Here is a 10,789-nt window from a genome sequence, read left to right on the forward strand (position 1 = left end):
GGACGGCACGGTGGAGTTCCGCCAGTCCACCTTCTTCGCCGAGCCGCTTTCACCCGCGCGGCTGCGGGCGCGCTCGCACACCCATCGCCCGCGGCTGGGGGAGGATGGGCGGATCGACCGCATGGTGCTGGAGCGAATGGAGGGCGCCGCCACGCTGGAAGAGATCGCCCGCGAGCTGGCGGGCGCCTTTCCCGCCCGCTTCGGCACCTGGGAAGAGGCGCTGACGCACGCCGGGCGCCTGGCGGAGAAGTACGGCGCGTGACGGCGATCGAAGCGTCGTCCGGCGTGGACGCGGCGCCCGAGGCCGCCCTGGTGCTGCTGGCCGCGCGCGCCGCGGTGGACGCGTCCACCGCTGACGGCGTAGCGGACGTCGTCGGCCGCGGGGTGGACTGGGACGCCGCGCTGGCGCTGGCGGAAAAGAACCGGCTGACGCCCCTGCTCCACCGCCTGCTCGCCGGGCAGGCCGAGGTGCCGCAGCCGGTACGCGCCACACTGCGGTCTGCCTACGCGGCCAACGCGGGGGAGGCACTGCGGCTGTCGGGCGAGCTGCGGCGGCTGGTTTCGGCGCTGGAGCAGGCGGGGGTGGCGGCGCTGGCTTACAAGGGCCCCGCGCTGGCGGTGCGCGCCTACGGCCAGGTGGCGCTGCGCACCTACTCGGACCTGGACCTGCTGGTGGCGCCCGAGGACGTGCCGCGGGCCGCGCGCGCGCTGGCGGAGCGTGGCTACGCCGCCGCGTACTCGTTTTCGCCCGCACAGGAGCGGCTGTTCCTGTCGGTGGACGGCGACGTGCCCTTCCATCACCCCCACACGGGGACGCTGGTGGAGCTTCATTCGCGGGTGTCGTCCGCGCGCTTCTGCATCCGACTGCCCACGGCGGAGCTGATGGCCCGCGCCCGCCCGGTGTCCATCGGCGGGGGGACGGTGCCCACGCTGGCCGACGACGACCTGTTCCTGGCCCTGTGCGCCCACGGGGCCAAGCACCGCTGGGCGCGGCTGGAGTGGCTGGCCTCCACCGGGGCGCTGGCCGCGCGCGCGGAGCTGGACCTGCGTGCCCTCGGCGACCGAGCGGGAGAGGCGGGCGCCCGGCGGACCGTGCTGCTGGCCCTTCACCTCGCCGGGACCACGCTCGGGCTCCCCCTCCCGCCATCGCTTGCCCAAGCCGCCGCTGTGGACCCCGAGATCCCGTCCCTGGCGAAAGAGGCGCGGGGGCTGTGGTTCGCGCCCGCCACGGACGAGGACAGCACCGCCGCCAACCTGCGCTTCAACTATCGCCTCTGCGATGGCCGGGCAGACCGGGCGCGGTACGCGGCGCGCTGGCTGTTCACGCCCACGCCGGAGGACTGGTCGTGGCTGCGCCTGCCCGCTCCGCTGGCGCCGGCGTACCGCGCCCTGCGGCCCCTGCGGCTGGCGCTGCGCTACGCGCCGGGGAGGGGGTGGTGAGCGGAAGCGCCACGGTGCGCTTTTGCCGCCAGCTCGCGCGCAACATGCCCGGCCCGGCCGCCGCCGCCGTCGCGCTGGCGCTGGTGGTGGCCGCGGCCGAGGGGGTGTCCGTGCTGGTTCTGGCGCGGCTGCTGGCCCTGGCGGGGGTGGCGGTGGACGGCGGCCCCGCCGGGGCGCTGGCGCGGGCGGTGGACCGCCTGCTCGGCGCGGCCGGCATGTCGGCGGAGCTGGGCCCGGTGCTGCTGCTGTTCGTGGGCGTCACCCTGGTGCAGGCGCTCGCCCGCCGGGCCGACAGCCTGATGGCGCACCGGATGGAGCTGCAGAGCGCCCTGCGTCTGCGCACGCGGCTGTTCCAGGCCGTCGCGGGCGCGCGCTGGCTGCCGCTGGCCCGCCTGCGCGGCACCGACCTGCTGACCGCGCTGACCGGCGAGGCCGACCGGGTAGGCGCGGGAGCCGGGCACGCGGCCACGCTCCTGGCGCACGCGCTGATGGCGCTGGCGTACCTGGGCTTCGCCCTGCGCGTCTCTGCCCCCATCACCGCCGTCGCCTTCGGCTGCGGGGCGGTGCTCCTGCTGCTGCTGTCCCGGCTCCGCCGGACCGTCCGCGCCGCGGGCGAATCGCTCTCCACGGCCTCGGCGGATCTCACCGCCGCGGCCGGCGAGCACCTGGGCGCGCTGAAGGTGGTAAAGAGCTACGGGGCCGAAGACCGCAACGCCGCCCTGTTCGCCGGCACCGCGCGCCGCGCCGCCGACGCGCGCGAGCAGGCATGGCGGGCCTTCGCCGATACCAGCGCCGCGTTCAGCGTGGGCGCCGTGGTGCTGCTGGCCGTGGTGACGTACCTGGCGCTTTCGGTGCTGCGGGTGTCCGGCGCCACCGTGCTGCTGCTGGTGTTCCTCTTTTCGCGGCTGGTCCCACGGCTCTCGTACCTGCAGGGGCTTCACCAGATGTTGTCGCGCGAGCTGCCCGCGTGGGAGCGGCTGACGGCGATGGCCGAAGCGCTGGAGGCGGAGCACGAAGACCTGGAGCCGGCGCACGAGCGCGTGGAGCTGGCGCACTCCGTCCGCATCGAGGACGTGTCGTTCGGCTACGAGGCGGCGCGGGGCGATGCGTTGTCGGACGTGGGGCTGCAGATCGAGGCGCGCCGGACGACGGCCGTGGTGGGCCCCTCCGGCTCGGGGAAGACCACCCTGGCCGACCTGGTGATGGGGCTGGTGCGGCCGCGCGCCGGGCGCATTCTGGTCGATGGCCGGACGCTGGACGAGTCGTGGCTGCGCGCGTGGCGCGAAGGGATCGGCTACGTGGCGCAGGACACCGTGCTGTTCAACGACACGGTGCTCGCCAACCTGCGCTGGGCGCGCCCCGACGCCAGCGACGACGAGGTTCGCGAGGCGCTGCGACTGTCGGTGGCGGATGGGTTCGTCGCCGCGCTGCCGGACGGGCTCCACACGGTGGTCGGCGATCGGGGCGTGCGGCTGTCCGGCGGCGAGCGGCAGCGGCTGGCGCTGGCCCGCGCGCTCCTCCGCCGCCCGGCCCTGCTGATCCTGGACGAGGCGACCAGCGCGCTCGACGCGGAGAACGAGCGCCGCATCCGCGAGGCTATCCGCGGGCTGCACGGGCGGATGACCATCCTGATGATCACCCACCGGCTGCCCAGCGTGCGCGACGCCGACGTGATCCACGTGATGGAGGCGGGGCGGCTGGTGGAATCCGGGTCGTTCGCCGAGCTGATGGCGCGCGCCGACGGGCGTTTCCGGCGGCTGTGGGCCAGCCAGAGCGGCGAACTCGATCCCGCCGATCCGCTCGTTCCGTAGAATTCTCCCGCCCCGCTTTTGGATCACGCGGAGGCGCGGAGAACGCGGAGGAACGGCGGAGGCGTCTCATGCAGTTCTCCGCGACCTCCGCGCCTCCGCGTGAGACCCTTCCGTTTTGGATGCCCAGCGTGCCGCATCTTCTCGAGGTACCCATCGACGCCGACGACCAGGCGCAGATCGCCCGGGCGCGGCGGCTGTTCCAGGTGCAGCGCGAAAGCCGCTGGCGCGTTGCGCAGGGCACGGCGCGAGAGCGGATCGCGAAGCTGCGCGGACTGCGCGCGTCCATCATCCGCCACCGCCAGGCACTGTACGACGCCGTCCGGGCGGACTTCCGCAAGAACCCCGCGGAATTCGAGATCACCGAGGTGCAGCTGGTGCTGGCCGAGATCGCCCACGCCACCCGCCACCTGAAGCGGTGGATGAGGCCGCGCCGCGTCCCCACCCCTGCCCTGCTGGCGGGCGGGCGCAGCCGGGTGCGCTACGAGCCGCGCGGCCAGGTGCTGATCCTGGCGCCGTGGAACTACCCCTTCCAGCTGCTGTTCAGCCCGCTCATTGCCGCGGTCGCGGCCGGCAACGTCTGCATCCTGCGCCCGTCGGAGAAGGTGCCTCACACGGCAGCCGCCATGGCGCGCATCATCGTGGACGCCTTTCCCGAAGACGAAGTGGCGATGGTGGCGGGCGGCATCGAGACGGCGGACGCGCTGCTCTCGCTGCCTTTCGACCACTTCTTCTTTACGGGCTCCATCGCCGTGGGACGCAAGGTGATGCGCGCCGCGGCGGAGCACCTGGCGACGGTGACGCTGGAGCTGGGCGGAAAGTCGCCGGCCATCGTGGACCGCTCTGCGGACCTGGCCGTCGCCGCCGAGCGCATCGTGTGGGGCAAATTCGTCAACGCGGGGCAGACGTGCGTCGCGCCCGACTACGTGCTCGTGCACCAGGACGACGCACAGCGCTTCATCGCCGCCGCGCGAGCCGACATCGCGCGCTTCTACGGCGCGACGGACGAGGCGCGCCGGGCCAGCGAGTGCTTCGCGCGGGTGATCGACGGCCCGGCGTTCGAGCGCATCGTCGGCGTGCTGGACCAGACGGTGGCGGGTGGGGCACAGATCGAGGCGGGCGGGCAGCGTGACGCGTCGGAGCGATACCTGGCCCCGACGCTCCTTTCCGGCGTGCAGTGGGACGCGCCGGTGATGCGGGGCGAGATCTTCGGTCCCGTGCTCCCCATCGTGGAGTACGCGTCGCTCGACGAAGCGCTGGCCCGCATCGGCGCCGGGAGCAAGCCGCTGGCGCTGTACGTATTCAGCCGCGACCGGCGCGCCACCGAGCGCGTGCTGCGCGGCACCACGGCGGGCGGCACCATCATCAACCACGTGCTTTGCCACCTGGCCAACCCCGACCTGCCGTTCGGGGGCGTGGGCGAGAGCGGCCAGGGGAGCTATCACGGGTTCGCGGGCTTCCGCGCCTTTTCGCACGAGCGCGCCGTGCTGTCGATGGGGCGCGTGGGGCTCGGCCCGCTCTACTATCCGCCGTACGGTCCGCGGATGCGGCGCATCGCCAACCTGGTGTCGCGCTGGATGGAGCGCCGCTGATGCCGAACCCCATCCACATCCGCCCGGCGGAAGAAGCCGACGTTCCGCTGATCCTGCGGTTCATCCGCGAGCTGGCGGGCTACGAGCGGCTGCTGCACGAGGTGGTGGCGACGGAGGAGCGGCTGCGCCATACGCTTTTCGGCCCGCGGCGCGGCGCGGAGGTGGTGATTGCGGAGGCGGACGGCGAGCCGGTGGGCTTCGCGCTCTTCTTCCACAACTACTCCACCTTTCTCGCGCAGCCCGGGCTCTACCTGGAAGACCTGTACGTGCGCCCCGAGGCGCGCGGGCGGGGGATCGGCCGGGCACTGCTGGCGCACCTGGCCCGGCTGGCGCGCGAACGCGGCTGCGGCCGGCTGGAGTGGTGGGTGCTGGATTGGAACGAGGCGGCGATCCGCTTCTATCACTCTCTGGGCGCCCGCCCGATGGATGAGTGGACCGTCTTCCGCCTCACCGGCGGCGACCTGGACCGGCTCGCGGAAGAGTAGCGGCTCGCTCGCGTAGACGGGTCAGCCGCGGATCGCCTGCATCCTGCGCAGGCGGCGCTTCGCGGCGAACCGGCGGATCCGCCGCGCCCATCGCACCGGCGAGAGCAGGAAATCCACGAGTTCCATCAACTCCAGGGCGCCGTCCAGCACATCCACGATCATCGGTTGGGCCAGTCCCACACGACGAACAGCAGGAACGGGCCAACAACCAGGCTGGCGCCCCCGAAGTAGAGGAGCAACGGGTGAACGGGGGCTGCGTCCGCGAACGCCCTCGAGATGGCGAATACCCCAAGGCCTGCGAGCCCGAGCGTGACCCACGCGCGCCAGGTGAACAAGCTGAAGACGTCGAACATCTCCAGAGCCGCTTCCACCGCAAACTCGAAGACCCAACCTCCTAGACAGCCCACCACCTCGTCGAGCATCGCTCCTCTCTGCGCCGGCGTCCAGAAAGCCACTCTGAATACCATACGCGGGTGCCGATGCCCCGGTTTCGCTACAGCGGCTGGGAGGCGATGCGGATCAGGTCGTCGTGCACGCGGCCGTTGGAGGCGGCGATTCCCTTCCAGTGCGGATCCGGCTGGTTGAAGCGCGGCTCCTGGCCGTCGATGCGCGTGACGGTGCCGCCGGCTTCGCGCACGATCACCACGGCCGCGCAGACGTCCCACTCGGACTTGGGGCCGCGCGAGACGAACGCCTCGGCGCCGGCCTCGGCCACGCGGCACATCTTGTACGCCGTGCTGCCCAGCGGCTCCACCTGCCAGTCCCCGAACGCGTCGAACTCGCCGCGCTTCATCTCCCACCGCGACGCAACGATGCGCGGGCCCTCGGCCATCCCCCGTCCCGAGACGCGAATCGGCTGGCCGTCGCGGAAGGCGCCGCCCCCCTCGATGGCGTGAAACACCTCACCCGTGACGGGGTTGTGCACCACGCCCAGTACGGCGCGGTCGCCCTCCGCCAGGCCCACGCACAGCGCGAACTCGGGGCGGCCGGCCACGAACGAGTTCGTGCCGTCGATGGGATCCACCACCCACACCCGCTCGCGCTTCAGCCGCTCCGGTGAATCCGCCGTCTCTTCCGAGAGCCAGCCGTAGCCCGGGCGCTCGCCGAGAAGGACGCGGTGCAGCGCGCGGTCGGCGGCCAGGTCGGCCTCGGTCACGGGCTGCTCGGGCGATTTGAACGTCACCTCCTGCTCCACGCGAAAGGCGCGCATCACCGCCTCGCCCGCGGTGCGGATGGCGCGGATGGCCAGCTCGAGGTCTGCTTCCCTGGAAAAATCCTGCATCGACTGCATCAACTCACGATTTCGTTGGTAGGATGGAGGTGGGCCTCGGCGGCTGATGCGCGCGCCTCGGGTGGGCCCCTCCCCCGGCCCCCTCCCCCGGCAAACTGCGCCGGGAGAGGGGAGAACTTCGGTCGCGCGGAGGCCGGGTTCGGCGCATGCCACGCGTTGCCCCCTCTCCCGGCCTCTCCCCCGCAAACTGCGCGGGAGAGAGGTGCACTGCTTACGAGGTTCGACTGGGTGCCTCGCATTCCGCAGGAGCCCCCTCCCCCCCGCCCCCGTCCCCCGCTGCGCAGGGGAGGGGGAGACCTGAATCGCGCTTCGGCCGGGGTCGCGCACTCGACACCGACCGAGGAACGGTGCGCTTCGGAAACCCGGGTGCATGCCCCTGGCAGCCCTCTCTCCCCGGCCCTCTCCCCCGCAAGCGAGGGAAAGGGAGAATTCGATCGCGCTTCGGCCGGCCCGGCGCACTCGATTTCGCGTGCAGTCCGCGAAGGCGGACTTCGCGATGTTCCAGACGCGACTTCAGTCGCCCCAGCGGACCGGGCGCTCCGCACCCGGGCTGCCGTCGCACCAAACCGCAAAGTGTACGCCCTCTCCCACGCTGTTTGTGGGAGAGGGTGGCACGCGTGTCAGCGCGGCCGGGTGAGGGCCCCACGGCAGCCGAGGCCTCGGGCTCGGTGACCGCTGCCGCGCCCGGGCTTGTACGTGTCCGCCGCTAGATCCTTCGGCCCGCGACGGGTGTGCTGCGGGCCGGTTCGGTGCGCCTGGGCCCCAGGATGACAGGCCTTTGTGAGGCTCCACGGCTTCGGTGACGCGCCGGGCTGGCTCCCTTCCCCCGCGCAGTTTGCGGGGGAAGGGCTGGGGATGGGGGGCCCCGCGGCATGCGCCACAACCTGTCTATCTACCACGCAGCCCTCACTTCGGCGGCTTGCGCTCCCACTTCACCGGGCGCGTGGCGCGCGGGTGCACGTCCAGCTTGCGCGCCCAGGCGCGGAACTCGGGTCCGTGGTCCGGCTTCTTGCCCTGCGCGTGCTGCCACAGGTGGATCATCTCGTGGCGAAGCGTCGCCTCGGACTCGGCGGGGAGCGCGTGCGTGCACAGGACGCGCGAAATGACGATCTCCAGCGGCGACGAGCTGAAATGCCCGTTGCGGCGCCGCATCTGCCCGCTCAGGTACAGCGGCACCTCCGGCAGGGTACCCCCGAAGTGCGCGGCGTTCACCCGGCGGAACTCCGCCAGCAGCCGCTCGATCTGCGGCCGGTCCGACGCCAGCACCTGCCGCGTGCGCGTTCGCCGGGGCGGCACCGACTCGGCCGGGATCAGCGTGATAAAGCGGCGGACCGCATCGCGCGCCCGGTTGCGCGTCCGCGCGTCCCGCGCGGAGAACAGCCGCGCGACGGCCACCAGCACATCCTCCGGCGCGGCGGCGAACGCCGTGTTCAGCCGCAGCGCAGTCCCCCGCTCCGCCACGGAGGCCATCACACGCCGGTTCTTCGTGAACACCACGCGCCGGATCTGCGGGGCAACGGGCGACACGATCGACAAGATCTCCCGTTCCGTGCGCCCGATCGCTTTCGGCCGCGCAGGGGCGGGCTTCGCCGGGGCAGGCGGCGCGGGGCTCACCGCTGGTGTCGATGCGTCCGCGGGCTCTGGGAACGCCTGCTGGACCGCCACGTTCTGCTTCGGAGGACGCGGTGCGGCCTTGGGCTTGGGAGGCTTGGCAGACGATTTCGGCTGGGCACCGGGGGGCGGCGCCCAGCCGAAAAGGTCCAGCACGTCGTCCAGCAGGCTCACGCGACGGCGGCCATCGGCGGGCGTTCCGCGTGGCGGTACTCCACCCGGTACCCCATCTGCCGCGGGATGGCGAGCAGCCGGTCCAGGTCCAGGTCGATGCGCGCCCCCGCCTTCTGCGTCACCTCGTCCTCGATGGGAAGGTCGAAGTCGTTGGCGCCGTACTCCAGCGCGCGGAAGGCGTCCTCGTTCCGGGTGAGGACCGAAGTGCGCACGTGCTTCACGTTGTCCAGGAAGATGCGCGACAGCGCGATGTGCCTCCAGTACTCGCCCGCGCCCACCTCGGTGCCGCCGAACGCCGTACCGTACGGCTTGTACGACCAGCTGAGGAATGAGAACAGGCCGTCGTGCCCCGCGGCCAGACACTGGTCCTGGAAGTCGCGGGTGCGCTGCAGGTGCTCCAGCCGCTCGTCCATCGTCTCGTCGAAGCCGATGACCATCGTTCCCGTGGTCCGCATGCCGGCCTCGACGATGGCCTGCTGCGCCTGGAAGTACTCGCGGACGGTATACTTGAACTTGGCGTGGCGCTTCCGGAAATCCTCCGTCAAAATTTCCGACCCGCCCCCGGTGATCCAGTGCACACCGGAATCGCGCAGCCGCGCCGCCGTATCGGCGTACGACAGCTTGGCGCGGTCGGCCAGGTACATGAACTCGGCGACGGTCAGCGCGTAGAACTCCATGCTGTCGCCGTACCGCTCGCGCACCGCGGCGAACAGGTCGCAGTAGTAGTGCAGGGGCAGCTTGGGGTTGAATCCGCCGTTGAACGAAACCAGATCGCCGCCGAAGTCCCGCAGCTCGTCGATCTTGGCGAACACGTCCTCGCGTGTCATCACGTAGCCGCCCTGCTGGTTGGGCAGCACGTAGAACGCGCAGTAGTCGCACTGGGCCACGCACACGTTGGTGTAGTTGATGATGCGCATCACCATGTACGTGGCGGCATCTGGCTGGTGGTAGCGCGCCCGGACGATGCCGGCCAGCCGCTTCAGCTCGTCGTCCGGCGCGTGCTCCCACAGCAGCCGCGCGTCGTCGGCGCTGATGCGCCCGCCGCCCTCGACCGTGGCCGCGATGGCCGCCAGCCCGCCCTGAACATCAACCCCGGCTCGGTGGGTCACGATCCCCGTATCCTGCTTTCGTTGCGTACGTTGGACAGGGAAAGATAACGACTTCGCCACGGCAGGACGAGAGCACGCGACTCCGCCTTCCGGCACTCCCGCACTGACGCACTCACGCACTTTCCCGCTACGGCCCCGCCGAATAGATTCCGAACGACACCGGCGCGCGGCGCCCGCGCCAGCCCGAGCGGACATGCCCAAGTACACCGACCTCGACAAGCCCGCGCAGTTCCTGAAGAACGTGGGTCCCAAGCGGGCGGAGCTCCTTGCCAAGCTGGGGCTGCTCACCGCGCGGGACGTGCTGTACCACGTCCCCCACCGGTACGAGGACGCGTCCACCGTCACCCCCATCAAGGACCTGGAAACGGGGATGGACGCCACCATCGTGGGGCGGGTGGTGAGCAAGGGCGTTCTCCCCACGCGGCGCGGGCTGCGCATCTTCCAGGCGGTGGTGCGCGACGGCACGGGGCTCATCGAGTGCTCGTGGCCGGGCCAGCCGTTCCTGGACCGCACCATCGCGCGCAACGACCTGCTGCTGCTCAGCGGTACCTGCCGATTCTACCACGGCCGCCAGTTCCAGCCCAAGGAATTCACCACCCTGGCCCGCGAGGGCGAGGAGGCGTCCGAGGAAAGCGGCACCATCTTCCCGGTCTATCCCGCCACCGAGGGGCTGACCCATCGTCAGGTCCGCACGGTGATCGCGGAAAACCTGGACGATCTGCTGCGCAAGGCCAGGGACGAAGACCTCCTGCCCCGGGAGATCCGCGAGCGTGCCGGGCTCGTCCCACTGGCGCAGGCGCTGGACTGGATGCACCGCCCCACGTCGCTCAAGGACGTGGAGCAGGGGCGCCGCCGGCTGGCATACGAGGAGCTCTTCTTCCTTCAGCTCCTGTATGCGCAGGCGCACCACCGCGCCGCCGCCGAGCGCCCGGGCATCGCCTTTCCGCGTCGCGACACGCTGGTCAAGCCGTTCCACAAGTCGCTCCCCTTCACCCTCACCACCGCCCAGAAGCGCGTGCTGAAGGAGATCGGCGAAGACATGGGGCGCCCCCGGCGGATGAACCGGCTGCTGCAGGGCGACGTGGGCTCGGGGAAGACGGTCGTGGCGCTGTTCGCCATGCTGCGCGCGGCGGAAAACGGCTACCAGGCCGCGATGATGGTGCCCACCGAAATCCTGGCCGAGCAGCACGCGCGCACCCTGCAGAAGCTGCTGGAGGGCCTGCCCGTGGGCGTCACGCTCATGACCGGTCGCCTGGGCGCCAAGGCCTGGCGCGAGGTC

11 protein-coding genes are annotated in these 10,789 nt (G+C 71.7%); 6 read left to right on the forward strand and 5 right to left on the reverse strand.

Going from position 1 to position 10,789, the window contains the following annotated elements:
* The 5 genes from VIB55_RS13410 to VIB55_RS13430 all read left to right on the forward strand — a co-directional run.
* The coding region (locus VIB55_RS13410) for a hypothetical protein (protein WP_331877160.1) at window positions 1-262 on the forward strand (262 nt) is incomplete at its 5' end.
* A complete protein-coding gene (locus tag VIB55_RS13415; RefSeq protein ID WP_331877161.1) occupies window positions 259-1,440 on the forward strand; it encodes a nucleotidyltransferase family protein in 1,182 nt (393 codons plus the stop codon). The genes VIB55_RS13410 and VIB55_RS13415, both read left to right, overlap by 4 nt.
* Window positions 1,437-3,251, forward strand: coding sequence for an ABC transporter ATP-binding protein (locus VIB55_RS13420; protein WP_331877162.1), 1,815 nt, complete (start codon window positions 1,437-1,439; stop codon window positions 3,249-3,251). Before VIB55_RS13415 ends, VIB55_RS13420 begins: the two co-directional genes overlap by 4 nt.
* A 119-nt stretch (window positions 3,252-3,370) precedes the next feature.
* Complete coding sequence (locus tag VIB55_RS13425) at window positions 3,371-4,840, forward strand: aldehyde dehydrogenase family protein (protein ID WP_414681597.1); 1,470 nt, start codon at window positions 3,371-3,373, stop codon at window positions 4,838-4,840.
* Entirely contained in the window at window positions 4,840-5,325 is a 486-nt protein-coding gene (locus tag VIB55_RS13430) for a GNAT family N-acetyltransferase (protein WP_331877164.1), read from the forward strand. Before VIB55_RS13425 ends, VIB55_RS13430 begins: the two co-directional genes overlap by 1 nt.
* Window positions 5,326-5,346: 21 nt before the next feature.
* Here VIB55_RS13430 and VIB55_RS13435 read toward each other — a convergent pair whose 3' ends face one another.
* From VIB55_RS13435 to VIB55_RS13455, 5 genes are all read right to left on the reverse strand, one after another.
* Entirely contained in the window at window positions 5,347-5,487 is a 141-nt protein-coding gene (locus tag VIB55_RS13435) for a hypothetical protein (RefSeq protein WP_331877165.1), read from the reverse strand.
* A complete protein-coding gene (locus VIB55_RS13440; RefSeq protein WP_331877166.1) occupies window positions 5,484-5,747 on the reverse strand; it encodes a hypothetical protein in 264 nt (87 codons plus the stop codon). The genes VIB55_RS13435 and VIB55_RS13440 overlap by 4 nt, the downstream gene beginning before the upstream one ends.
* A gap of 71 nt (window positions 5,748-5,818) precedes the next feature.
* Window positions 5,819-6,616 (reverse strand): 3'(2'),5'-bisphosphate nucleotidase CysQ, encoded by a 798-nt coding sequence (locus VIB55_RS13445; protein ID WP_331877167.1) that lies wholly within the window; start codon window positions 6,614-6,616, stop codon window positions 5,819-5,821.
* A 906-nt stretch (window positions 6,617-7,522) separates the two neighbouring features.
* A complete protein-coding gene (locus VIB55_RS13450) occupies window positions 7,523-8,143 on the reverse strand; it encodes a SprT-like domain-containing protein (protein ID WP_331877170.1) in 621 nt (206 codons plus the stop codon).
* A 254-nt stretch (window positions 8,144-8,397) separates the two neighbouring features.
* Window positions 8,398-9,510 carry a radical SAM protein gene (locus tag VIB55_RS13455; protein ID WP_331877168.1) on the reverse strand — a complete coding sequence of 371 codons (1,113 nt, stop codon included), beginning with the start codon at window positions 9,508-9,510 and terminating at the stop codon, window positions 8,398-8,400.
* Between the two features lie 193 nt (window positions 9,511-9,703).
* Between VIB55_RS13455 and VIB55_RS13460 the strand changes: the two genes are divergently transcribed.
* A partial coding sequence (locus VIB55_RS13460; RefSeq protein WP_331877169.1) for a DEAD/DEAH box helicase occupies window positions 9,704-10,789 on the forward strand: 1,086 nt, incomplete at its 3' end.

The sequence above is a fragment of the Longimicrobium sp. genome, assembly GCF_036554565.1.
Lineage (GTDB): Bacteria > Gemmatimonadota > Gemmatimonadetes > Longimicrobiales > Longimicrobiaceae > Longimicrobium.

Coding starts and splice junctions, on each gene's coding strand:
- VIB55_RS13425 (WP_414681597.1), top strand. CDS start 3,371: ATGCCCAGCGTGCCGCATCTTCTCGAGGTACCCATCGACGCCGACGAC.
- VIB55_RS13430 (WP_331877164.1), top strand. CDS start 4,840: ATGCCGAACCCCATCCACATCCGCCCGGCGGAAGAAGCCGACGTTCCG.
- VIB55_RS13435 (WP_331877165.1), bottom strand. CDS start 5,487: ATGATCGTGGATGTGCTGGACGGCGCCCTGGAGTTGATGGAACTCGTG.
- VIB55_RS13440 (WP_331877166.1), bottom strand. CDS start 5,747: ATGCTCGACGAGGTGGTGGGCTGTCTAGGAGGTTGGGTCTTCGAGTTT.
- VIB55_RS13445 (WP_331877167.1), bottom strand. CDS start 6,616: ATGCAGTCGATGCAGGATTTTTCCAGGGAAGCAGACCTCGAGCTGGCC.